This is a genomic window from Paenibacillus sp. GL_099_B (assembly GCF_057835695.1).
The window spans coordinates 4070104-4092407 of record NZ_CM174430.1 but is presented as its reverse complement, the minus strand read 5'-3'; the positions used below and the strand labels follow the sequence as shown (position 1 = coordinate 4092407).

The window sequence follows — 22304 nt, the reverse complement described above, 5'->3', positions numbered from 1 at the left end:
AAATATTTAAATTCCGATTTCGATCATGCCGCTTTCTATCATGAAACACCTCACCTTGAATATTCAAGGTGAGGTGTTTTGGGTGTAAAGGCGTCCATTGTCATTCCAATTGCCATACATTTTATTTTGTTTGGTGTTTGTTATAAATTTATCTAATCTTTTGTTAAATAACTCAGGTTGATTTTTATAGCTTTGGATGGTGTCGATTCGAATTCTTTTATAAAGATCTGGAAATGCCGCAAAATTTTGATGCACATCCGTTTCCTCTTTCAACCTCTGCTCAATAATAGGGTCAATTTTAAATGATTCGTAACTGAGATCAGGGAGAGCCTTTCGACCTTCATCTGTCATTAATCCCAACGATTCAAGGCGACGGGCCCGTTCTTTATTCAATTCAGTCCATGAACTTTTTTTGCTTCTAGGAGATAGCCTTTGAGCTAATTGAGTCTCGGAAATTTTCTTTTTTTGTCCATCAATCCATCCAAAACACAAGGCTTCTTCAACAGCATCCAGATACATCAACGTACTTGGTGTTGATTTCATACTCACAACGACCCAGCAAGAATTTTCAGTCAAACAATGTTCTTGAAACCAAGATCTCAATTCGCTTTTTGACTTTGCTGGAAGCAGTTCGTTAAGTAGCATTAGAAATTACGCTATCCAGGAATGTATCAGCGTCGCGATTAAACTTCCAAACGATACCAAATTTATCAACCAACATTCCGAAGCAGGAAGACCAAGGCATTTCTGATAATGGCATGATCACATAGCCACCTACAGACAAATTAGAAAAGTAATTTTCCATTGCCTGTTTATCATCAATAATGACACTAATGATTACATTGTTACCTTTAACCAACTCACCCGTTACGTTCTTCATCGAAGGAAGAATATCCGACATCATTATTTTTCCACCAGCGAATTCTAACGATGACTCCATAATCATATTCAACTCATTTTCTGGCAAAGGGTAGTTTGGATCTTGTGAAAAATCCTTGAATTTCACTTTTTTTACCTCACTTGCGTTTAAAGCTTCTGAATAAAACGCGATGACCTGCTCTGTGTTCCCATCAAAATTTAAATATGCAATAACTGACATGATAAAACCTCCTTCTTGTAATACATGAAGTGTAAGCTATAATAGGTGACAGCAAGATTGTCACCTATTATAGCTATGATCAAAATTTATTTACCTAAAGAGGACTATCATGAACAAAATTGAAAGATTAATATCCATCATAATGATCTTGCTGCAAAAGAATGTGGTATCAGCCACCGAATTTGCTAAATTATTCAAAGTATCCAAAAGAACGATTCTACGTGATATGGAAACACTCGGATTATCTAACATTCCCATTTATTCTATAAATGGAGTGAACGGTGGATACGGGATTATGGATGAATACAAAATAGACAAACGACTTTTAAGTAGCAAAGACTTAGAAAATATACTAACTGCACTGGGCGGATTAGGGAAAATTCTCTTTAGTGACGAAGTAGAATCAACGCTTAAAAAGATTGAATCGATGATAGGTTCAACGACTTCAGGAGGTACAATTCAACTGTCTTTTTATAATTGGGATGGTCGTCCTGAAATTGTCCAAATCTTAAAGACTTGTCAGGAAGCAATAGAGCAAGGAAGGTTACTTACATTCGATTATATAGATCAAAGTGGAGTCAAGTCGCAAAGACGGGTTGAGCCATACCAGCTTCATTTTAGTGAAATGAGTTGGTATTTGAAGGGGTTTTGTTTAGATCGAATGGAATATCGAACTTTTAAACTGTCCAGAACGGATAATCTGAACATCGATATTAAAACATTTGTTGCTAGAGATTATCTGACTGAACAGAAAACAGAGCAATATTATCAACCGAAACTAATTACAATTAAAGCATTGATCTCACATCGAATAAAAGATCAATTTATTGAAAGATACGGTCAAAAAAGGATTGTAGCCTACAATTCTGAACTCCTTATAGCCGAAATAGATATGCCGCAAAACCACTTTGGATTTCGGTTCTTAGCTAGTTTCGGAACGGATTTGGAAATCGTAGAACCTAAAGCATATGTTGAAGAGTTTCGAGAGTTTCTAAATGCCATGATAAATAAATATGTCTAAGAACCCATTTCTTAAGGAGGTATTTAGTTATGGAAAAAGTGATCTACTTAATTACAGGCGTAATGGCTTCTGGTAAGTCAACAGTGTCGGAGTTGCTGGCTTCCAAGCTGGGAAAAGCCGTGCATCTGCGTGGCGATATATTCCGTCGCATGATTGTATCCGGACGCGAAGACATGTCCGCTGAACCGTCGGAAGAAGCAGTCCATCAATTATATTTGCGTTATCGGTTAGCCGCAAATGCCGCAAAAACCTATTATGAGAATGGTTTTTCTGTTGTTTTGCAGGATAATTACTACGGTGCGGAATTAGTCTATATGATGGAGCAGTTAAAGGATTACCCGGTTCAGTTAGTTGTACTGTGTCCTAAGGTAGAGGTGGTAAAAGAGCGTGAAAAATCAAGAGGGAAAGTTGGGTACACTGGCTTCACGGTAGAGAATTTGTATTCAGACTTCTTGAAGGTAACGCCTCAAATCGGATTTTGGCTCGATAGTTCGGATCAGTCCCCTGAGCAATCAGTAAATGATATTTTACAGCACTATAGATGAAAACCAATGACTAATTTCAAGTCGCAAAAAGTCACAGAATGCTCCGAATATGTAGTTTTTCAAACTTTGTACAATGCGTAATGATCATTAAAATATGCAATAATAAAGTCCCGGAAATTTCTGGCCGAAGAAGATAAATGTCTATCCTTCACCCAAGATAGTCCTACTGGATAGGTGGGATTAATATCCGCGATTCTGACGTAATTCAAATCCAATTTTCTACAGACCGAAATAGGGAGCAACGCGATACCCTGATTGACCTTAATAATTTCCGCCAGTAAATGAGAATCTACCTCGAAAATATTCTTGGGAGTGAATCCTGCTTTTTTGCAAAGCTCGGTTGTAAAAAAGCTATATTCCTCATTATTAGCAAGGGAAATAAAAGATTCATCGGCCACTTTACTTAACGAAATTTCAGATTTTGTCGCAAACTTGTGAGTGGATGGTAAAACTAGCACGATATCTTCATTAATAAGGACACAACTTTCAATCTCATCGTCCGCTATAGGTGGACCTGCGATCCCCAAATCAATATCCCCTTTTTTTAAGCTTGCAAGGATGTCATTTCTAGCTCCGAGTCCCTGTTGTATATTGGTATCCGGCCACTGGGTAATGTACCTGCTGATCAATCCAGATAGGAACCTCGGATTTGAAATCGATATTTTGATGGTATGGTCAATTGCCATATCCTTCGTCTGTATTTCCATTCTTGCATTTTCAATTTCGGTGAAGATCCTGTTGACATGGTTCAAGAGGATTTTTCCGGATGCATTCAATTGTATATTTCTCCCTTTCCGATCAAATAAGGTTGTACCCAACTCATCCTCAAGTCTCTTTATCGTCAGGCTTAAAGAAGGCTGAGCAATATTTAATTGTTCGGCAGCCTTAGAAATATGTTCTGTATAAGCGACTGTCTGAAAGTATTTCAATTGAAGCAGCTCCACTATAGTGCACCCCTTATATTTATTAGAATAAATAAGTTTATATATTATCATGTATTAGATTAAATGTAAATTGAGATGTAAAATGGGTTTTGTAATCATCATTTCGATAGAGAAATCAGACAACAGAATGAAGAAATTAGAGATCGGAAGGTGTCGTTCAGATGAGAAAGGAAGAAGTGGTTAAGCAATTTACAACTCCGCTGGATGCAGGGGCATTTCCTTTGGGACCATATCGTTTTTATAATCGCGAATACTTGAACATTTTATATAGAACTGATCTGGAACGCTTAAGAAAAATCGTTCCGGAGCCATTGGAGGTTACCTCTCCGCTTGTAAAGTTTGAGATTATGAAAATGCCGGATGTAACAGGCCTTGGTTCCTATACAGAATGTGGTCAGGTGATACCTGTGAGCTTTGAAGGGGAGGAAGGAGACTATCTCCACGCAATGTACGTAGACAGTTTTCCTGCAATCGCATCAGGCAGGGAAATAGGTGCCTATCCTAAAAAAATGGGCAAACCCAGTTTGTATGTAGATTCCGACACATTGGTTGGGCTTATGGATTATGGCTCTTTGAGAGTGGCTACCGCGACCATGGGATATAAGCATTTTCCACTTGATCATTCGGAGGCGCTACAAGAGATTGTTAAACCAAATTATATGCTGAAAAAGATGCCTGGTTATGACGGATATCCAAGAATCTGTGAATTGGTCCGGAGCCAAATTACGGATATTAAAATACAAGGTGCCTGGTCAGGCCCTGCAAGACTGGAGCTATTCGCTCATGCTCTTGCGCCGATGGCAGATTTGCCTGTAATTGAGGTTGTTTCGGCTTCCCATATCATCACAGAGCTTTCACTGCCTTCTCCAACAGTTATATATGATTATTTAGCTGATGAAAAATAAACGTCATTAAAAGCAATCAAAAAGAAAAGGTAGGGGAATTCATATGAGAATTGCAATTTTAGGAGCAGGTTCCTTAGGAACCATTGCTGGTGCATATATTGCTGCCGGCGGACAAGATGTAGAGTTGATCGATGTCTATCAAGCACATGTGGACGCATTAAACCAGACAGGGGCCCAAATTACTGGCACTACGGATTTTCAGGCAAAGGTGAAGGCCATTACTCCTGACGACATGTCAGGAACTTATGATCTAGTCTTGCTTCTAACTAAACAGCTATATAACGAGTCCGTTCTAAAAGACCTGTTGCCGTATTTAGATGACCAAAGTGTTGTGCTTTCCTTGCAAAACGGTATCCCTGAAGAAAAGGTGGCTTCCATTGTTGGCCGAGAACGGGTCATTGCCGGATCTGTTGAATTTGGTGCTACGTTTATTGAACCGGGAGTATCGAGACTTACAACAGAGTTCAATCGCTTTAAGCAGTACGCTTTTCAAATTGGCGAATTAAATGGTGAAACAACCGAAAGAATTCAACAGATCAAATCTATACTAGACCTTGTGGGTGGAACACATATTTCCGATAACCTGGTGGGCACGAAGTGGTCTAAATTGCTTATTAACAATGCATTTAGCGGTCTATCTGCAGCACTAAACGTGGAGTATGGCGTTGTGCTTGATCATGATATTAGTATTGTAAGTGCCGTCCGTATTGCCGATGAAACAATCAAAGTTGGACACGCAAATGGTGTGAAATTTGCCACGATGGGTGGCTTTAATATTGAATCTTTGGAAATACAAAGTGATAAGGACATCCCGGAACGAATGGAAACACTTCGGGTTCTCATGGAGTCCTCCAGACTGTTAAAAGCAAGCATGCTACAGGATCTCGAAAAGCAACGGCAGACCGAAATTGATTATATCAATGGAGTAGTTCCACGGTCAGCTTCAGGCAAACAAATCTCAACACCTTATAATGATATGGTTGTAAGATTAGTTAAACAAGCTGAAGAATCTCAAACTGTGCCTGATTTCGAGACTAATATTAAGTGCTTTGAAGAGCTTAACAATAACAGATGATATAAGCGATTTGTAGATCGCCAGAAAACGTGTTGAGGAGATAATTCCTCAATGCGTTTTTTTAATTGCTAAACGTTTCCTTAAAGCTTAGGGAATTGGGGTAATGTCCCATAGTAGATCTCAGTAGAAACAGCAGATAATAAAAAGCACGATTAAGTTCAAAGTCTGGTTTTAACTATCCGCTACTTAAGGGCAATATAAGCTTAATCTCTCTTGTACACCTGCTAAAATTTCTTCTGGCATCTCCTTAACTTTGATATCTCCACCTAAGAAAAGCAACCAATTGGTTATTTCGGTTAATTCTTCTGCATGATGAACGTTAATAAACGTCTTTATCACGGCTGTAGTTTGGTAAGGGTTCGTATAAGAAAGTGAAAGCTTTAAAGGATGGTATTTCTTGAACTGTGCAATCGCCTTTGGAGCAAGTTCAAGGACAAGGTTGATCATTTCTTCCTGCTTACTTAATCTTTCTAAAATCTTTTTCTTACTTACCTTTTTCTTCGTAGGAAAGGGTTCAATATGGGTGAGATTGTCGACAGATAAAATCCGTCTCTTTTCTTCCTCTAAGTCGAAGCCTTCAATGATCCATAAGCTTTTTTCGCGATAAAGGTGTAGAAGATAAATGGGATACGACTTTATTTCCCTTTCTTCTTGGACGGTAACCAACAAAGAGCTTTCTATTAGAAGAAGCTGAATGAGTTTTTCCAACATAGGGTGGGGCAGGTCTGACAGATCAAGCAAGTCGGGATTATGGGGGTTGGTCCCTTCAAAAAGCAATATTTGATTTAAAAGAACAAGGTCATCTTGCTGATTTTCGGAGATGAGGCCCAGTAACTTTTCGGTTAAAGACTGACGGCTCTTTAGATAAGGGAGTTGTTGATTTCGGGTTGCCATAAAGGCGAGAAAAAGAGCTTTAATTTCATTATCCGTAAAGCGGACCGTGGGCAAGACAGAGTTGTTCATGACAAAATAACCCCCATCCCTTCCAACTTCAGCGACAAGTGGCATACCCATAGCTTCAATTTCTCGGATATCTCGAATAGCAGTCGAACGAGAGATGTTAAATTCCCGCATGATTTCAGAAATGGTAAAGTGAGCGCGGTTGTTAATATACCTCATGATGATATTAATCCGTTCAACTTTTTTCATCGGGGCCTCCTAAACAGTATCATAATTTGACATGATTTAAGGTTATTATAAACCCATCAAGTGAAAAGACAAATGCATTGATAAATTTAAAAGAGGATGGTGTTACGAATGAGTAATTATAATTTTGAAGAAAAAGACAGCTTTATCGTTTTGGGTATTGGAACTGAGTTGAAGAGTAACTACACAGACTATGCTGGTATTAACAAAGAAAAGGCTGATTTTTGGTCGGCTGTGAAAGAAGATGGAAGTCTGGACTCTTTAAAAGCAATAGCGACAAATGACTATATTTTTGCCGTGAACGAAGCGGTGAATAACAAGATGATGCATTATGCTGGCGTCATGACAGAAGAAACACTGCCAGAAGCAACCAGAGTGATCCAATTTCCTAAAGGTGAATACCTGATCGTTAAGGGGGAAGGGGCAACATCTGATGAGTTAAGTAATAACCTTACTGGGGTTGCTTTTGGTCAAGTCCTTCCAACGGAAACGGATTATGCTTATGTCGGTGGGCCAAATACTACGGTTGAGATGGGACAACGAAACGGCTTGTTATTTGGTGAAATATGGATCCCTGTTGTTAAGAAATAAACTTGAAGGAGAGATCGGAATGTCGTATATCGTTGATTTTAAAAATGTGTCTACGGTCGGATTAGAGTCTTCACCAGTAGCAGCAGCACTTGCAGGTTTACGTGCAAATGAAGCCCGTTATTTTATGAACAAATATAAGCATGAATTTACGGTTGTTCCTGCTAGCGAAAGTCAGGACACCCTTGACTATGTAACACGAATTTTGAAGGAAGAACGTGATATTGAGTTTGCAGCCAAGCCTTTGGAAACATCCGCTTTTCAAGTAGAAAACATTCGATTTTCCTACGTCTTTTATGAAGATGGTCTTGGACTCAATGTCATGTATACGGTGGATGACCCTAAGAAGCGGGCCGTGGGTTTTAAGCTTTCTGAGGGGATGGAAGTTCCAGCGGAGTTGGAAGGCAAGTTTAAGTTTGCCAGACAGAAATCTAAGTTAGCTGGAACCATCCGGGGCTCATTTTTTGTTATCAAGAGAGAGTATTGAAGTGGACAAAAGCGCATGTTTGGTGCCATTGGGAAGCTGCTGATCTTAACGATCAGCGGCTTTTTAGCATTTGAGAAAAGATGAAAGTTTGTAAAATACTTATTGCAGATTCCATAGGTTGAATTCATCAAGAATCTGTTCGATGTAGATACCAGCTGCCAACACATTTTTATCATCTTCGCTGCAACCTGTTATCTGTAAACCGATTGGCATACCCTCCTTAGACAAACCGATCGGCAGGGATAACGCGGGAAGTCCCCACAGATTGGCTGATGGTGTAAATTCTCCATTGGTTGGCCTGTCAGGACTGGAATAATGAATGGGTCCAGCTGTGACGGGGCATGTAGGCGTGATGATTACATCCACATTTGTAAAAAGCTGTTTTGCTTTAAAAAATGAATCGCGCCAAGCTAAACAACGATTATATTCTTCCTTTGTGATCCCATGTCCGAACATTAAGTTGCTTCGTAAATGTTCACTGTAGCCTTCTGCCCAATCCGATAAGAGATTGTTATGAGTGTTGTATGCCTCATAATGAAGAATCGTCCATGTTTTGTCTTTGATTTCTTGAATGGGCAGATCGTTATGAAGCCAATGTATGGAAGCGCCTTGCATTTCAAGGATGCGAACGGTATCAAGTATTGCATTGCGGACTTCAGGGTCGGTTGGCGATTGCAGGTAGGCGAGGGGGACTCCAAATGTAGGAGGCGCAGTCAAAGATTGCGTGGGTACCTTGTCAGGATTTTGGTCCAACTCGCTGAATAGTAGTGCAGCGTCTTCGCATGTACGGGCGATAATACCTGCATGATCCAGCGAAGGAGCTAGCGGTGTAATTCCTGACAGGCTGAGGCGACCAGCAGTTGGCTTAAATCCTGCAACTCCACAGAAGCTGGCCGGAACCCGCACCGAACCTGCAGAATCGCTTCCAATTGATCCGAGAGCGAATTCGGCAGCAACACCAGCGGCAGAGCCGGAGCTTGAACCGCCTGGCAACCGATCCAAACGATATGGATTTCTCGTCGAACCATACGCGGGGTTGTGTTTGCCGTATGCGAATTCATGCAGATGGGATTTACCGATGATCACCGCGCCTGCTGAGAGAAGCTGGTCTACAATGTGAGCATGTGTAGACGGCAGGAAAGGGGGCGTACGTCCTGAACCATTCGTCATCGGGAAACCCGCATACGCTATCATATCTTTGATCGATATTGGAATACCGTGTAATGCACCGCGATCCAGCCCCCTATCCAGTTCTTGCTCGGCCTGAAGTGCTTGAGCTCGAGCCTCTTCCTCCATGACCACAATAAATGTGTGATAGAGTTCCTCGTCATGCCGAATGCGCTGCAGATGCAACTCCAGCAGTAATAATGGCGATAGACGCCCATCGCGAAACGCGCGCCCCGCACTGGCAATCGTCCATGGAATATAACGGTTCATTAAGAATCACTTCCTTCTGCTTTCAAGCATAATCGATCTGGGAGATAACGTGTTGAGCAAAAATTGAATGATGTTGCGAACATTGTCTTGCATTGTGATTAAATATAACCATATTGCTATGATTGGATATCCAACTTTACTTCTAGGATAACTCATACTATGCTAGTTGAAAAGTTACATCATCCCTTGCTGCTATGCATATTTTATCCCAACTTACAGGCGGGAATATGGATTCAATACAGTGTTTAGCGGCTCGATTTCGATCACAACGGAGTACAATTTTAATCATAGGTTTGTCGTAATTTGGAAGAAATTTAAAATGGTTCAGAAAGAGGGCGAAAGTATGAGAAGTGGCTCCCCCAATGCATTTATCGAAACGTTGTACAAGAGCAAGTTGAAACAGGCACCCGGATTACAGGATGTTCTTAATGATAACGAACAGCAGAGACGAAAAGAGCGGCTCGCCCAAATTCTTGGCGTCCCGTCAGCTTATGTTACTACACGAGACAATAAAGATCACAAGCGTAACGCACCACCTTCTTTCTGGAAAGAGTCCATTGATTGCGGGCACTTTATACGAGAGAAGATTGAGATTGAAACTCGTGATGGACTCCATATGCCTGCCTATGTACTGCTTCCAAAAGCTGCTTCTGCCGATCACCCTGTACCCGCGGTGCTGGCGCTGCACGGCCACGGATATGGAAGCCGTGAACTGGTCGGACTTACGCCGGAAGGGCATGACGAACCTGAAGGGACAGGCATTCACAAACATTTCGCGCTATCACTAGTAAAACGGGGCCTGGCTGTGATCGTGCCGGAACTACTCGGTTTCGGGGAAAGACGATTGGCAGAGGACATCCTGTTGGACAAACCCGCAAGAGATATTAGCAACTCCTCCTGTTTCAAGCTATCCTCTTATTTAATCCATTTGGGAGAAACACTTGCTGGCGTTCGTGCATTGGAAACGTTAATTGCAGCAGATTATGCACTGGCAAGGCCTGAGATCGCGGGAGATCGTTTGGGAGTGATGGGCTTATCGGGAGGTGCTTTCGTAGCTTATTTGGCGGGAGCGCTCGATGAGAGATTAACATCGGTCGTCTTGAGCGGATATCCGAACACGTATGAAGACAGTAACTTCTTCTCCCACCAAAATTGCATGTGTGACTACATCCCTGGCATTGTCGAACTAGGTGATATGTATGACTTAATCGGACTCATTGCTCCTCGCTCACTATTTCTGGAGGTTGGAAAAAAGGATCACCTTTTTCCGTTAGAAGGCGCGCTCAAAGCGGCAGAAGCGTTGAGGCAGTATTACGAAAGATTAGGCGTAGCGGATCGGTTCAAGCTGGATGTGTTTGAAGGTGGACATGAAATCAGCGGAGTGCACTCCTTTGATTGGCTACACAAGGAGCTGACGGGTATACATGAGTCGTCTAATTAATCCGGTTCCTCAGTTGGTCGAGCAAAACTTTCTTTTTTTTCATCGCCTTGAAACTCGAGAGGGTCACTTGGAAATTATTAATGCACACCAGGGCATTGAGGTTGTGTTAGTCCTTGAGGGGCATGGTCAGCTCATTTTGGAACAAAAGGTTCACACAATCGGTCCCGGTACACTTGTTGTCATTCAGCCCTATCAGCTTCACCACTTCAAGATGGATCCGCCTTATGTACGTACGCCAATGTTGTTTGATCCTTATTTATTTGACCGATATGCTGCATTATTTCCGGCATTGTATGCCTTTTTTCAACGAATATGGAAAGGCAGAATGGAGCACCAGTTGTTCTCGTTAACCCCAGAGGAGGCAAGTTCCCTGGACGGGCTGTATGGACAATTCAAACAGAGGTTGACGGAGGTTTCTTCGTATGAGCGACAGGAGGAACTGCTTCTGTTCCTGATGGATTTCATGCGAACTTTGCGCAAGATATACGAAAGATCCACTCAGGACAAACCGTTTGAGATTTCGGAAAAACGTGCAGGACGCCACATTGAACATATGATGAATTGGATTGAGGAGCATTATCATGAGGAGTTTTCGTTGGAAAAGCTGGCAGAAAGTCTGCATGTCTCTCCGTTCTATGCTTCGCATTTGTTCAGTGAAGAAACGGGCTGTACCCTTAGCCAATATATTATGGCTCGCAGGCTCCGTGAGTCCTGCCTGCTGCTCTCGGTAACTGATCTTCCTGTCATGCGGATCGGCAAGCAGACCGGATTCAACAGCAGTGCGTATTTTTGCAAAACATTTAAGAAGAAAATGGGGCTCTCGCCGCAAGCTTTTCGTAAACGTTCACAGCAGGTTTGAAAAGAGGTCACACATTCATACAGTGAAATATACGCCGGTGACTAGAGCCCACGATGCTGGGCACCGGTTAATTCGCTGTGCGCAAATGTAGTTAGAGGGAGGGAATGTTATAAAATATGCATTTAACACAGCATCCGCTCCGCATCTGATGTTGACGGAATTGCTGGCAGTGGCGAGCCATTACGGCTATAGTGGCCTAGAAATTCGCAGCGGTGCAGGTCATGCGCATGGTATTGAAGTGGGGGCTAATAAGGATTTGCGTGCAGCTCTTAAGCGTGAAGTAGCTAAAAGTGGCATTGCACTGACAGTCTTGGGAGTCTCCTCCCGGTTTACAACGGCTGCAGATTCCGAGAATCAAATAGCGGATGCAGTTCAGGCCATTATATTGGCGAAGGAAGTAGGCATTCCATTTGTGCGATTGTTTTGTGGACGAATTGCTACAGAAGATTCACTAGAGGTAGCAATGAATAGAGTTGTCTCTTCAATTGAGCGGCTGGCTTCAATTGCTGAAATTCATGGAGTCAGGCTGCTTCTGGAAACACATGATGATTGGTCGGCTCCGGATACGCTTCTGGATTTACTTCAAAGAGTAAATCATCCTCATGTGGGCGTATTGTGGGATGTATTACACACCCAGCATGAAGCAGGTGCTTCCCCTGCAGCAGTGGTTCATATGCTGGGAAAGTGGATTCAGCACGTACATGTGCATGATGGCATTGAAGGTCCGAAAAGGCAGGACGGGCATCCGCACTATTGTCCCATTGGCAGAGGGGACATTGCTCATACAGAAGTTATACGTGCTTTGTATGAAATTGGCTATTCAGGTTATCTAAGCGGGGAATGGTTTCAGTGGGAGCCCTATGATATTCACTTACCGAGGGAGCTAGAAGCGTTAAAGCATGCAGATAGAATGGCGAAGGAGCGGAAAGAGAATGGCGTTTAAAATTTGTGTGGTCGGATGTGGAGGTATTGCCTGGCGAGGACATGGGCCTGCTTACCGGCGTTATGCGGCAGAGCATCCGAATACAGAGCTTGTCGCTTGTGTCGATGCGGATCCAGTCAAAGCCGCTGCGTTCGCAGCAGAGTTTGGGTTTGCCCGGACATATGACAGTGTAGAGGAAGCGTTGGATCGAGAGTGCCCCGATGCAGTCTGCCTGTTGGTGCCAGCCTCTAACATTGCGACACTGGCGATCATAATTCTGAAGCGCGGATTTCCGCTATTGCTTGAAAAGCCCCCTGGGGTATCAAAGGAAGAGGCGCTGAGCATTGCTGCTGCCACAAAGCGTCCAGACGGGAGCGAGCTTCCCAATCGGGTCGCGTTCAACCGTCGTTACATGCCAATTGTCCAAGAGGCACGAAGCTGGATGGAGGAGTGGCATACTGCCGGCCGTCTTCATCATATTGCGTACAACATAAGCAGAGTTGGTCGAATCGATGATGAAGATGCATCGGTTACGATGATTCACGGTATAGACGTGCTGCGGGAGTTAGCGGGCTCCGATTACCGGGAAATTCGTCTAAAGTACAGGAAGCTGCCGCAGTTGGGAGCCACGGTAACCAATGTGGCGTTAGAAGGAGAATTTTACTCCGGGTTAACGTTCAGTCTGAACTATTATCCGGTATCCGGGGCTGTGTATGAGCGAGTGGTTGTATCAGGAGAAGGAGTCTCCATACAGCTTAAACTTCCTTTCTGGACATCACATGATTCGCCGGGGCAAGCCGAACTATGGGTCGACAACCAACGAAGGACCTGTTGGAGCGGTGTAACCGATGCCGAGAGCCAAGAACCTTATGTGTTTAACGGATTTTATGAGGAGAATGCGGGCTTCTTTAATGGCATTCGAGCTGGTCGGCAACCTACGGGCGGAATAAAAACGGCAATTCAATCCGTTGAAGTGGCAGAAGCGGTCTATCGGAGAGCATCCCGTTATACGGGAGTTACAACAGATAGGAATGGAGGAAAAGATGAAGAGTGAAATCATTTCATATGATGTGGTAGTCATAGGTGGGGGACTGGCTGGTCTTAGCGCTGCGATAGCCTCTGCACGGGAGGGTGCAATAACTGCACTGCTACATGATCGACCTGTGCTTGGAGGCAACAGTTCGTCGGAAATTCGCGTTACACCGCACGGTGCTGGCAGATTTCATGCGTATGCACGTGAAACAGGTATCCTTACCGAGCTTATTTGTGAGGATCGCGCCAACAATCATGAACAGTTTTACAATAATGGTTGGACGAACAGTGTGTGGGATATGACATTGTATGATTTGGCTGTGCAGACAGAGCATTTGACTGTTTATCTAAACACCACAGTACAACGGGTACATATGGGCGAGGAGAGGAAAATCGAGGCGATTACCGGACATATTCTGGGTGCAGAGACGGACTTGCGAATTGAAGGACGGATCTTTATCGACTGTACTGGTGATGGAACGATTGCCGCACTGGCCGGCAACGAATGGCGGATGGGTTCAGAAGGACGTGATGAATTCGGAGAAGAACATGCACCGGAAATGGCAAGCGATGATACGATGGGCAGCTCTATTCATTTTCGTGCACGAGATACAGGCAAACCTGCACCTTATCGGGCACCTTCATGGGCTGTGAACTATGATGACCCGACCTTCTTCTATGAGCATAATCGTAACCCACAAGACATTAGAGCCGGGTACTGGTGGTTTGAGCTGGGTACCCCGTGGGATACGATCCAAGATGCAGAGACGATTCGACATGAGCTTACACGTCATGTCCTGGGTGTATGGGATTGGATTAAAAATAAAGATCCCATGACACGAGACAAAGCGGTGAATTATGCGCTCGACTGGATTGGTCAAATACCGGGGAAAAGGGAAAGTCGGCGCATTATCGGACGTTACCTTATGACCGAACACGATGTTCAGCAAGGGACCAAATTCCCTGATGAAGTCGCCTTTGGAGGGTGGTACCTGGATTTGCACATCCCTGGTGGTCTGCTTGCACCAACGAGCGAGCTACCAGGCGGGAGAGAAATCATTAGTCCATATGGCATTCCACTGCGTATTCTGATTGCTAAGGACATTGACAACCTGATGATGGCAGGCCGTAACGTCAGTGTTACGCATGCCGCTCTGGGTACAGTTCGTGTCATGTCGACGACTGCTGTCATGGGACAAGCTGCCGGAACGGCAGCCGCCATAGCCTTATTACAAAACATTGCTATTCCGGATGTACCAGACTTGGCCATTGCCGAGGTGCAACAGAGGCTGTTACGTAGGGGCTGCTTCCTGCCAAATGTGACGAATACAGATCTGCAGGATCTTGCCCGTATTGCGGAAGTCACAGCCAGCAGTGAAGATGTTTTGGTTACTGTGGAGCCGGGAGATGGGGCGGAATCGCTCGACATTCGCCGCAGTCAATGGATTCCGGTTTTAGGTTCATTAGATTCAATCGGCATGTGGATCTCAAATGTATCAGACCATCCCCAAACGTTCTGCGCGGAATTGCATTGTACAGATCATATCTGGGATTACACTGTGAAGGAGAGTGAGCGCAGGATTGAAACCGGAGGCGAATCTGGGTTTGGCCTCGTTGCAGGGCAACTGGCTACTGCGCAGTTACATGTTCCAGCTGCCTATACGGGCTGGGTGCAGTGGCAGATCCAACTGGATGCACAATGCCAAGAAAGCTTTCCCGAAGACGGATATATTCGTCTTGATCTGTTCGGAAGTAAGGAGCTATCGTGGGTTCATGCTGCAGGTATTCAACAGGGACTACCTTCTGCAAGCGAAGTGGACAAAGGCCGGCTGCGCAGTCATCAGGACGGGCGAACATTGAGTTTTTACGTATCACCGCCACAAGCGGTGTTCGGACCAGCCAGAACGGTTAACGGGGTATCCAGGCCGCACCGCGCGATCAATTTGTGGCGTTCGAAACAAGGGCAGCAGCTTCCACAGTGGCTTGAGCTTCGTTGGAACGAAATGCAGCGGATTGAAACTGTGGAAATCACTTTTCCAGGTCACTTGCTTCAGGACGTTAATCAATATCCTGCCTTTTTCCGCGAACCCGATTGCCCCAGAGATTACAGCATTGAAGTGTGGACTAACCAAGGGTGGAGTTCCGTCGCCAAAATATATGATAACTATCAGAGGCATGTTTCGCATCAGCTTTCTGAACCTGTTCTGACTGAGCGGATTCGAGTTGTTGTTCATGCTACAAACGGTACTATGAGCGCTTCAATCTACGAAATTCGATGTTACTAGGTCTGACTGATTTCAGAGCGTCGCGAACGAAACGTATAACGATATATCCAACAAGGAGCGATTGATATGATAAAAAGTAAAAGCATATTTTGGATTGCAGCATTGATGCTGGTCTTCTTTGTGTCGGCATGCTCAAACAATAAAGCAAGTGAGTCCCAAGCTTCATCTCCTTCCAACCCACCAGCTGCTGAGCAAACTGCATTGGACAAGCTGAAGGAAAAGGGAGAGTTTGTCATCGCCACTACAGGAACTTATCCTCCTTATGCGTTTCACGAAGAAAGCAACGAGCGTCCGTTGACGGGATTTGATATTGAGCTTTTAACAGAGGTATGGAACCGGGTCGAAGGCGTAAAGCCGTCGTTCAAGGAAGCGGAATGGGACGGGATGTTAGCTGGTCTTGACGCGGGTCGCTTTGACTCCATCCACCAAATCGGTGTAACGGATGAACGCAAGCAGAAGTACGATTTTACCGATCCATATCTGATTGCGTATCCTACGTTGATCGTGCTGGACGAGACAAAGGACATTAATAGCTTTGAGGATCTAAATGGCAAAAAGGTGTACGGCTCTAATACAAGTATCTATGGTAAATTGGCTGAATCCTATGGAGCTGTGCTGGTACCGGAGGGCGAGAGCGTCGAGTTGCTCAAAACAAAGCGGGTGGATGCTATTATTTTTAATAATTTATATTTCCTTGAACTTCAGAAGAGTCGCACGGATTTGAAGTTGAGAGCAGCAGCTGAGGGGGATACGCAGGAGTTTGTGGCATTACCATTGGTCAAAGGAGGAGATGGAACTGTTATAGAAGCGTTTAACAAGGCGTTGAAGAGTGTCCAGGAGGACGGTTCATACGAGAAATTGTCGATGAAGTGGTTTGGAGAAAATGTGCTGAAATAGAGGGAAGAAAGAGGGATCGACATGAGTCAGGAGCGTTCGGAAAGATTGTGGGACATTTTTATCCACTCGTTGTGGCCGCTGCTGCAGGGCATGATTAACTACACCATACCGCTCGCGCTTATTTCTTTTGGGTTATCCCTGGTTTTTGCGCTTTTTATTGCGCTAGCGGGGTTATCTGACAAACCGTATCTCTGGATACCTTCGCGGTTTTATGTGTGGATAGTCAGAGGGACGCCGATACTCGTCCAACTGTTTATTATCTTTTATGGACTGCCAAGTTTCGGTATTGTGCTCCCTGCGTTTTCGACGATGATCATCGCACTTACGGTGTCTGAAACGGCCTACTGCTCGGAAATTATGCGCTCAACGATCAAGTCACTGCCTCAGGGACAGTGGAAAGCAGGTTACTCTCTGGGAATGTCCCCCTTTCAGGTTCTAAGACGGATCATATTGCCACAAGCTGCCCGGATCAGTATTCCTCCACTTAGCAGTCAGTTTATCAGTCTGTTTAAAACATCTTCACTTGCTGCACTGGTTACTTTACCGGATTTGTTTGGCGTAGCCAAGCAAATTGCGGCTTCCACTTTTGAACCGATGTTGCTCTATATTGTGGCGGCCGGGTACTACCTGGCCATTTGTTCTGTACTCACCGTTCTGCAGCACAGGTTGGAGAGGAAGTTTGGGCAATATTCCCTTTAAAGGAGGAGAAGGAAAATTCATGTTAACAATCTCGCAATTATGTAAAAGTTTCGGAACAACAGAAGTTCTTCGGGATATCGAGCTGAATGTAGGCAAAGGCGAAACAACGATTATCATCGGCCCTTCCGGATCAGGAAAATCGACCTTGCTTAATTGTCTGAATTTACTGGAAATGCCCGATGGCGGAACAATGGAGCTGGATGGCCTGCGGATGACCTTCGGAGAGGGGAGGGGAAAGCGAACTCGTGAAATAACTCGTTACCGGCAAAAAACGGGGATGGTGTTCCAAAGTCATCAATTGTTTCCCCATCGCACCGCGTTGGAAAATGTCATTGAGGGGCTAATCGTTGTCAAATGGTGGAATCGGATTGATGCAATGCGGCGAGGCAAAATGCTGTTGGATAAGGTTGGTTTGGCTCATTTTGCCGACCGTTACCCGGCACAGCTGTCGGGCGGACAGCAGCAACGCGTCGGTATTGCTCGAGCGCTTGCGATGGAGCCTGCAATTCTGTTATTCGATGAGCCAACGTCTGCACTTGATCCAGAACTGGTTGGAGAAGTACTGCTTGTCATGAAAGAGCTAACCCGTGAAGGGATGACACTTGTGGTAGCGACACATGAAATGAACTTTGCCAGAGAGGTTGGGGATCGTGTCATTTTCATGGAAAAGGGCGTCATTGGTGACGAGGGCACACCAGACCATTTTTTCGGAGAGAGTCGCAATGAGCGGGTAAGACAGTTCCTTAGCCGCTTCGATACAGATTATACTTAACAACAAGAAAGGTTGGTGGTTGATGATGACAACCAATCCCAGACAAATCAAACTGGGCGCAATGATACATGGTGTCGGATCAAGTGTAAGTGCATGGCGGCATCCAGAGGTTCGTTCGGATGCAAGTATTGCGTTCGACTTCTACCGTGAACAGGCATTGATCGCTGAGGCGGGCAAGCTAGATCTTGTATTTATCGCTGATACACTGTATATCAACGAGAAATCCACTCCGCACTATGCAAATCACCTGGAGCCTATGACGCTGCTGTCCGCGCTCAGCAACGCCACCTCACGTATCGGTTTGGTGGGGACATTATCCACGACATACAGCGATCCCTATACAACCGCTCGTCAACTGGCTTCAATCGATCATATTAGTGGTGGAAGAGCGGGCTGGAACGTTGTGACGACCGGCATACAAGCGGCAGCACTTAATTTTGGCAAATCCGAGGAGGATCATCCGGGACATGACACTCGTTATCGAATGGCAAGTGAGTACTTAACTGTTGCGCGTGGACTATGGGATTCATGGGAAGACGATGCATTTGTACGAGACAAGTCGAACGGGATCTTTTTTGATCCAAACAAGTTGCACACGCTAGATCATCGCGGAGAGTTTTTCTCTGTAAAAGGGCCGCTCAACATTGCTCGTTCAAGACAAGGCCATCCGGTCATTTTTCAAGCGGGCTCATCTACAGATGGACAGGATTTCTCTGCGGTTAACTCTGATGCGGTTATGACCGGTATTACCAACCTTGAAGCTGCGAGGCGCTATTACAAGGAGCTAAAGGAAAAGGTTGGCCAGGCTGGGCGGAATCCCGACGAGTTGATCATCATGCCAAGTGCCAATATTGTTGTTGGAAAATCTAGGGAGGAAGCCGAAGAAAAGTATGCCAAAACGGCTTCGTTCATTTCATTTGATCAGGCGCTCAGATACTTTGCCCAGTTCTTCAACTTTCATGATTTTACACAATATCCGTTAGATGAGCCATTCCCGGATGTAGGAAACCTGGGTCACAAAAGTTTTTTGAGCTTTACTGAACGTATTAAGCGGGAAGCACGGGACCGTGGATTAACGCTACGCCAAACGGTGCTGGCATTTGCTGAGCCCAAACCGGCTTTTTTCGGATCGCCGGATGAAGTAGCTGATCGGTTGCAGGAATGGTTTGAAACGGGTGCTGCCGACGGGTTTATTCTGCACAGTGAAGTGCCGGGTATGCTGGCCGATGTGACGCAACTTCTGGTACCGGTACTCCAGAAGCGAGGCTTATTCCGAATGGATTATGAAAGTGATACACTGAGGGGTCATCTTGGCTTGAAGATCCCACACAATAGATATGCGTCGAGTTACAAGGGATGAACTGAAGGTATACTTCCATCAACAACAAATAAAGCAATAGCATTGAGCTACTGCTTTATTTGTTGTTGATGCTTTTCCTATAACAGCTATCTAGCTTTGGAGAATTTCCTTCATGGTTTCATCTAAAAAAGCAGATAGTGCCGGTGTAATGAGGGTGTCTTTTCGTTTAACAAACATGGTCGTTACTGAAGAATACTTCTCCGGTAAGGAGTGGCAGGTTACCTTGTCACGTACTTCATAATCCGCAATGATGGAATAAGGCAGTAATGTAATGCCCATACCTGCGCTAACACAAGCAATTATCGTTTCCAGGGTTCCAAATTCCATTAATTTCACAGGCAATAATCCTTCTTCTTGTAAGAGAGTGTTAAGCTTAGCTCGGTATGAACATCCTTTGGGAAAAACGAGCATCGTATGATTTTGTAAATCATGAATCGATTGTATCCGGGGATGGTTGGGTGAAGTAACAAGAACAAGCCTCTCTTCAATGACTTTGTCCTGCGTGAGATCTGGGTGTTCTATCGGACCGGAAACAAAAGCTCCATGCAGTTCATAATGCAGGACTCCATGAAGCAGCTTTTCTGTTGGCCCTGTAACTAATGAGAAATCTACATTTGGATATTTCAAATGATATTGCGCGAAAACGGAAGGCAGCCGGACTGCTGCAGTTGTTTCCATAGAACCGATAATGAGAGGACCTGAAGGAGTGGAGCTGCTTCCTACGGCGGCTTTAGCTTCGTTAATGGTATTTAGAATCTTTTCGGCGTAACCTACTAAAACTTGTCCAGAAGGAGTAAGCGTAACTCCCTTTTTGTGACGGTAAAATAAGACGGTCTGAAGATCGGCCTCTAACTGTTGAATTTTGTGTGTAACATTGGATTGAGCATAATTTAGGCTTTTAGCTGTTTTGGAAATACTTCCTTCATGAGCGGTTTGGATGAAAATCTCCAGCAAGTGAATATCCAAGTTGACCCTCCTTTAGAAAACAATCTATCTGAAATCATGATATGTAACATCTGATTTACGGATTATACAAGATGGATAAACTCGATGTAAACTATAAAGAATGGAATCCGAATTGATGAGGAGGGAACCTCGATGTCTATTCAATTAAACAGTAAGTTCTGTGAAAGCTTCAATATTCGTTATCCAATCGTTCTTGCAGGGATGGCCGGTATTGCAAACATGGCACCCCTAGTCGCTGCGGTTTCTAATGCAGGTGGGTTAGGGACGTTAGGCGCTGCCTATATGAGTCCTGAGGAACTAAGAGGCGCTATACACGAGATTAAAAAACGGACGCAAGCACCGTTTTCCGTAAATATTTTTGCTCATATTGGACCGGATCATTATACGAATTTTGAGGCGGTAAACGGAGAGTTGACACCGATTCGAGAATCCTTGGGTGTGAAGCAGCGTGTTCAAGATGAAATACGTACACCCAATCATTTTGAAGAACAGTTTGCCATCTTGCTGGACGAAAAAGTTCCGATTATTAGTACAACGTTTGGATTATTTTCCGAGCATCATATGCAGAAGGCAAAATCGTTAGGCATCAAAATTATGAGTAAGGTCACCACGGTAGAGGAAGCTATTCAAGCGGAGATGCGCGGATGTGATGTCATTGTTGCTCAAGGTAGTGAAGCAGGAGGGCATCGAGGAACTTTTGATGTATCATCTCAGCTCAGTGGAGCAAATATCGGAACCATGGCACTTGTCCCACAAATTGTAGATCATGTCCATATTCCAGTCCTTGCGGCAGGCGGAATTATGGATGGTAGAGGGCTGGTGGCTTCACTTGCTTTGGGAGCACAAGGGGTGCAAATGGGGACTCGTTTCTTGACATCAGTTGAGTCTGGTGTACATGAGGTATATAAACGTGCGTTGCTTGATAGCACAGAGGAAAGCACTGTAATTACAAATGCCTTTTCTGGACGGCCAGCGCGTGGCATCAAGAACGACTTTATACAGCATTGGGAAGCATCCAGTATTAAGCCGCTAACCTTTCCTACCCAAAATACATTAACTCGCGAGATCAGGAATGCTTCTGCTAAGCAAAATAATCCCGAGTATATGGCCCTTTGGGCAGGTCAGGGAACGAGAATGTTAACAGATAACCAATCTGCAAGCGATATCATTAATCAAATGGTAGAAGAAGCCAGAGCTATCATTTAGTAGTGATTATAATTTCACATCCAGCGAATAGCGATCGCGAAGTACTGACAAATGGTGGAGCTCATGTCCAGCCATAACAAATGCGATCGATCGAGCTGAAGCAGGATTATCACTGACGATCCCTCTACAGAGCCAAGCTTCCGGCGTGAGGCGACGGAGCATAAGAATGGTTGAGCGGCGTGTGACGGCATATTCTTCGTTCAGATCGGCTGCGGTATACGCATTGAAAGGATGGCTCTGCATAAGCACGTCCTGATCGTAGCCGGGATGATTCGCTTTGTCGCCTCTGGCGATGCGAAGCAGTCGGCCGCTCATGATACGTTCGTTATCCAAAAGGTGGCCAATGACCTCCTTCACGCTCCATTTGCCTTCGGCGTAACGATAATTTGCTTGCTCCTCTGTTAATGAAGAAAGCAAAGTTTGTACGATGTTGGCCTGCTGCTCTAACCTTTCGATGATATTTCCTTCAGGAATAAGCCGGATGTAACCTTCATAAAAAGCTGCATATTCCGCTGTAGTAGGTCTTTCAACCATGTAAATGCCTCCTTTGGGATTCATAGCTCTGGAATATATTGTAGCATATATCTTACTTCCAGCATTGAAATTGGCCCCTCCGCT

General features: G+C 44.5%; 23 protein-coding genes. 16 read left to right on the top strand and 7 right to left on the bottom strand.

Annotated features, from left to right (window positions below):
* Positions 1 to 63: 63 nt before the first annotated feature.
* Both AC3ITG_RS18510 and AC3ITG_RS18505 read right to left on the bottom strand, forming a co-directional pair.
* Positions 64 to 645, bottom strand: a complete 582-nt coding sequence (locus tag AC3ITG_RS18510) for a YdeI/OmpD-associated family protein (RefSeq protein ID WP_489250959.1) — start codon at positions 643 to 645, stop codon at positions 64 to 66.
* On the bottom strand, positions 635 to 1099 hold the full coding sequence (locus tag AC3ITG_RS18505) for a VOC family protein (protein WP_489250958.1): 465 nt from the start codon (positions 1097 to 1099) through the stop codon (positions 635 to 637). The genes AC3ITG_RS18510 and AC3ITG_RS18505 overlap by 11 nt, the downstream gene beginning before the upstream one ends.
* A gap of 109 nt (positions 1100 to 1208) precedes the next feature.
* Here AC3ITG_RS18505 and AC3ITG_RS18500 point away from each other — a divergent pair, with 109 nt between their 5' ends.
* Both AC3ITG_RS18500 and AC3ITG_RS18495 read left to right on the top strand, forming a co-directional pair.
* Positions 1209 to 2120: a helix-turn-helix transcriptional regulator gene (locus AC3ITG_RS18500; protein WP_489250957.1), complete on the top strand. Its 912-nt coding sequence runs from the start codon at positions 1209 to 1211 to the stop codon at positions 2118 to 2120.
* A gap of 29 nt (positions 2121 to 2149) precedes the next feature.
* The gene (locus AC3ITG_RS18495; protein WP_489250956.1) at positions 2150 to 2665 is read left to right on the top strand and encodes a P-loop nucleotide/nucleoside kinase family protein; all 516 of its coding nucleotides are present in this window, start codon (positions 2150 to 2152) and stop codon (positions 2663 to 2665) included.
* Positions 2666 to 2724: 59 nt separating this feature from the next.
* Here the strand turns inward: AC3ITG_RS18495 and AC3ITG_RS18490 are convergent, their stop codons facing one another.
* Positions 2725 to 3609, bottom strand: coding sequence for a LysR family transcriptional regulator (locus tag AC3ITG_RS18490; RefSeq protein ID WP_489250955.1), 885 nt, complete (start codon positions 3607 to 3609; stop codon positions 2725 to 2727).
* 161 nt (positions 3610 to 3770) lie between these two features.
* On the opposite strand from AC3ITG_RS18490, the gene AC3ITG_RS18485 reads away from it, so the two are divergent.
* Both AC3ITG_RS18485 and AC3ITG_RS18480 read left to right on the top strand, forming a co-directional pair.
* Positions 3771 to 4514 (top strand): acetoacetate decarboxylase, encoded by a 744-nt coding sequence (locus AC3ITG_RS18485; RefSeq protein WP_489250954.1) that lies wholly within the window; start codon positions 3771 to 3773, stop codon positions 4512 to 4514.
* Positions 4515 to 4557: 43 nt separating this feature from the next.
* Positions 4558 to 5589, top strand: a complete 1032-nt coding sequence (locus AC3ITG_RS18480) for a ketopantoate reductase family protein (protein ID WP_489250953.1) — start codon at positions 4558 to 4560, stop codon at positions 5587 to 5589.
* Positions 5590 to 5775: 186 nt separating this feature from the next.
* Here AC3ITG_RS18480 and AC3ITG_RS18475 read toward each other — a convergent pair whose 3' ends face one another.
* On the bottom strand, positions 5776 to 6738 hold the full coding sequence (locus AC3ITG_RS18475) for a helix-turn-helix transcriptional regulator (protein ID WP_489250952.1): 963 nt from the start codon (positions 6736 to 6738) through the stop codon (positions 5776 to 5778).
* A 108-nt stretch (positions 6739 to 6846) separates the two neighbouring features.
* Here AC3ITG_RS18475 and AC3ITG_RS18470 point away from each other — a divergent pair, with 108 nt between their 5' ends.
* Positions 6847 to 7326: a GyrI-like domain-containing protein gene (locus tag AC3ITG_RS18470; RefSeq protein WP_489250951.1), complete on the top strand. Its 480-nt coding sequence runs from the start codon at positions 6847 to 6849 to the stop codon at positions 7324 to 7326.
* 19 nt (positions 7327 to 7345) lie between these two features.
* Positions 7346 to 7810, top strand: coding sequence for a DUF8821 family protein (locus tag AC3ITG_RS18465; RefSeq protein WP_064637420.1), 465 nt, complete (start codon positions 7346 to 7348; stop codon positions 7808 to 7810).
* A 99-nt stretch (positions 7811 to 7909) separates the two neighbouring features.
* Here AC3ITG_RS18465 and AC3ITG_RS18460 read toward each other — a convergent pair whose 3' ends face one another.
* Positions 7910 to 9247, bottom strand: coding sequence for an amidase (locus tag AC3ITG_RS18460; protein WP_489250950.1), 1338 nt, complete (start codon positions 9245 to 9247; stop codon positions 7910 to 7912).
* 343 nt (positions 9248 to 9590) lie between these two features.
* Between AC3ITG_RS18460 and AC3ITG_RS18455 the strand changes: the two genes are divergently transcribed.
* The 9 genes from AC3ITG_RS18455 (at position 9591) to AC3ITG_RS18415 (ending at position 19514) form a co-directional block, all read left to right on the top strand.
* Complete coding sequence (locus AC3ITG_RS18455) at positions 9591 to 10688, top strand: dienelactone hydrolase family protein (RefSeq protein ID WP_489250949.1); 1098 nt, start codon at positions 9591 to 9593, stop codon at positions 10686 to 10688.
* A complete protein-coding gene (locus tag AC3ITG_RS18450; protein WP_489250948.1) occupies positions 10672 to 11547 on the top strand; it encodes a helix-turn-helix transcriptional regulator in 876 nt (291 codons plus the stop codon). The genes AC3ITG_RS18455 and AC3ITG_RS18450 overlap by 17 nt, the downstream gene beginning before the upstream one ends.
* 148 nt (positions 11548 to 11695) lie before the next feature.
* On the top strand, positions 11696 to 12490 hold the full coding sequence (locus AC3ITG_RS18445) for a sugar phosphate isomerase/epimerase family protein (RefSeq protein WP_489250947.1): 795 nt from the start codon (positions 11696 to 11698) through the stop codon (positions 12488 to 12490).
* Positions 12480 to 13523 carry a Gfo/Idh/MocA family protein gene (locus AC3ITG_RS18440; RefSeq protein ID WP_489250946.1) on the top strand — a complete coding sequence of 348 codons (1044 nt, stop codon included), beginning with the start codon at positions 12480 to 12482 and terminating at the stop codon, positions 13521 to 13523. Before AC3ITG_RS18445 ends, AC3ITG_RS18440 begins: the two co-directional genes overlap by 11 nt.
* A complete protein-coding gene (locus tag AC3ITG_RS18435) occupies positions 13513 to 15786 on the top strand; it encodes an FAD-dependent oxidoreductase (protein WP_489250945.1) in 2274 nt (757 codons plus the stop codon). The genes AC3ITG_RS18440 and AC3ITG_RS18435 overlap by 11 nt, the downstream gene beginning before the upstream one ends.
* A gap of 66 nt (positions 15787 to 15852) precedes the next feature.
* Positions 15853 to 16683: a transporter substrate-binding domain-containing protein gene (locus tag AC3ITG_RS18430; protein ID WP_489250944.1), complete on the top strand. Its 831-nt coding sequence runs from the start codon at positions 15853 to 15855 to the stop codon at positions 16681 to 16683.
* Positions 16684 to 16704: 21 nt separating this feature from the next.
* The gene (locus AC3ITG_RS18425) at positions 16705 to 17382 is read left to right on the top strand and encodes an amino acid ABC transporter permease (RefSeq protein ID WP_489250943.1); all 678 of its coding nucleotides are present in this window, start codon (positions 16705 to 16707) and stop codon (positions 17380 to 17382) included.
* A 19-nt stretch (positions 17383 to 17401) separates the two neighbouring features.
* The gene (locus tag AC3ITG_RS18420; protein ID WP_489250942.1) at positions 17402 to 18154 is read left to right on the top strand and encodes an amino acid ABC transporter ATP-binding protein; all 753 of its coding nucleotides are present in this window, start codon (positions 17402 to 17404) and stop codon (positions 18152 to 18154) included.
* Positions 18155 to 18176: 22 nt separating this feature from the next.
* Positions 18177 to 19514, top strand: a complete 1338-nt coding sequence (locus AC3ITG_RS18415) for an LLM class flavin-dependent oxidoreductase (protein ID WP_489250941.1) — start codon at positions 18177 to 18179, stop codon at positions 19512 to 19514.
* A gap of 90 nt (positions 19515 to 19604) precedes the next feature.
* On the opposite strand, the gene AC3ITG_RS18410 is transcribed toward AC3ITG_RS18415, so the two are convergent.
* Complete coding sequence (locus tag AC3ITG_RS18410; RefSeq protein ID WP_489250940.1) at positions 19605 to 20480, bottom strand: LysR family transcriptional regulator; 876 nt, start codon at positions 20478 to 20480, stop codon at positions 19605 to 19607.
* A 132-nt stretch (positions 20481 to 20612) separates the two neighbouring features.
* Here AC3ITG_RS18410 and AC3ITG_RS18405 point away from each other — a divergent pair, with 132 nt between their 5' ends.
* Positions 20613 to 21686 (top strand): NAD(P)H-dependent flavin oxidoreductase, encoded by a 1074-nt coding sequence (locus tag AC3ITG_RS18405; RefSeq protein ID WP_489250939.1) that lies wholly within the window; start codon positions 20613 to 20615, stop codon positions 21684 to 21686.
* 6 nt (positions 21687 to 21692) lie between these two features.
* On the opposite strand, the gene AC3ITG_RS18400 is transcribed toward AC3ITG_RS18405, so the two are convergent.
* Complete coding sequence (locus AC3ITG_RS18400; RefSeq protein WP_489250938.1) at positions 21693 to 22220, bottom strand: DinB family protein; 528 nt, start codon at positions 22218 to 22220, stop codon at positions 21693 to 21695.
* Positions 22221 to 22304: the final 84 nt, after the last annotated feature.

Bases quoted from the DNA above. Each gene is read 5' to 3' on its own strand.
- AC3ITG_RS18435 (WP_489250945.1), top strand. From the start codon at position 13,513: ATGAAGAGTGAAATCATTTCATATGATGTGGTAGTCATAGGTGGGGGA.
- AC3ITG_RS18480 (WP_489250953.1), top strand. From the start codon at position 4,558: ATGAGAATTGCAATTTTAGGAGCAGGTTCCTTAGGAACCATTGCTGGT.
- AC3ITG_RS18405 (WP_489250939.1), top strand. From the start codon at position 20,613: ATGTCTATTCAATTAAACAGTAAGTTCTGTGAAAGCTTCAATATTCGT.
- AC3ITG_RS18425 (WP_489250943.1), top strand. From the start codon at position 16,705: ATGAGTCAGGAGCGTTCGGAAAGATTGTGGGACATTTTTATCCACTCG.
- AC3ITG_RS18400 (WP_489250938.1), bottom strand. From the start codon at position 22,220: ATGGTTGAAAGACCTACTACAGCGGAATATGCAGCTTTTTATGAAGGT.
- AC3ITG_RS18450 (WP_489250948.1), top strand. From the start codon at position 10,672: ATGAGTCGTCTAATTAATCCGGTTCCTCAGTTGGTCGAGCAAAACTTT.
- AC3ITG_RS18430 (WP_489250944.1), top strand. From the start codon at position 15,853: ATGATAAAAAGTAAAAGCATATTTTGGATTGCAGCATTGATGCTGGTC.
- AC3ITG_RS18510 (WP_489250959.1), bottom strand. From the start codon at position 645: ATGCTACTTAACGAACTGCTTCCAGCAAAGTCAAAAAGCGAATTGAGA.
- AC3ITG_RS18505 (WP_489250958.1), bottom strand. From the start codon at position 1,099: ATGTCAGTTATTGCATATTTAAATTTTGATGGGAACACAGAGCAGGTC.
- AC3ITG_RS18415 (WP_489250941.1), top strand. From the start codon at position 18,177: ATGATGACAACCAATCCCAGACAAATCAAACTGGGCGCAATGATACAT.
- AC3ITG_RS18485 (WP_489250954.1), top strand. From the start codon at position 3,771: ATGAGAAAGGAAGAAGTGGTTAAGCAATTTACAACTCCGCTGGATGCA.
- AC3ITG_RS18500 (WP_489250957.1), top strand. From the start codon at position 1,209: ATGAACAAAATTGAAAGATTAATATCCATCATAATGATCTTGCTGCAA.
- AC3ITG_RS18440 (WP_489250946.1), top strand. From the start codon at position 12,480: ATGGCGTTTAAAATTTGTGTGGTCGGATGTGGAGGTATTGCCTGGCGA.
- AC3ITG_RS18445 (WP_489250947.1), top strand. From the start codon at position 11,696: ATGTTGACGGAATTGCTGGCAGTGGCGAGCCATTACGGCTATAGTGGC.
- AC3ITG_RS18455 (WP_489250949.1), top strand. From the start codon at position 9,591: ATGAGAAGTGGCTCCCCCAATGCATTTATCGAAACGTTGTACAAGAGC.
- AC3ITG_RS18465 (WP_064637420.1), top strand. From the start codon at position 7,346: ATGTCGTATATCGTTGATTTTAAAAATGTGTCTACGGTCGGATTAGAG.
- AC3ITG_RS18475 (WP_489250952.1), bottom strand. From the start codon at position 6,738: ATGAAAAAAGTTGAACGGATTAATATCATCATGAGGTATATTAACAAC.
- AC3ITG_RS18420 (WP_489250942.1), top strand. From the start codon at position 17,402: ATGTTAACAATCTCGCAATTATGTAAAAGTTTCGGAACAACAGAAGTT.
- AC3ITG_RS18460 (WP_489250950.1), bottom strand. From the start codon at position 9,247: ATGAACCGTTATATTCCATGGACGATTGCCAGTGCGGGGCGCGCGTTT.
- AC3ITG_RS18470 (WP_489250951.1), top strand. From the start codon at position 6,847: ATGAGTAATTATAATTTTGAAGAAAAAGACAGCTTTATCGTTTTGGGT.
- AC3ITG_RS18495 (WP_489250956.1), top strand. From the start codon at position 2,150: ATGGAAAAAGTGATCTACTTAATTACAGGCGTAATGGCTTCTGGTAAG.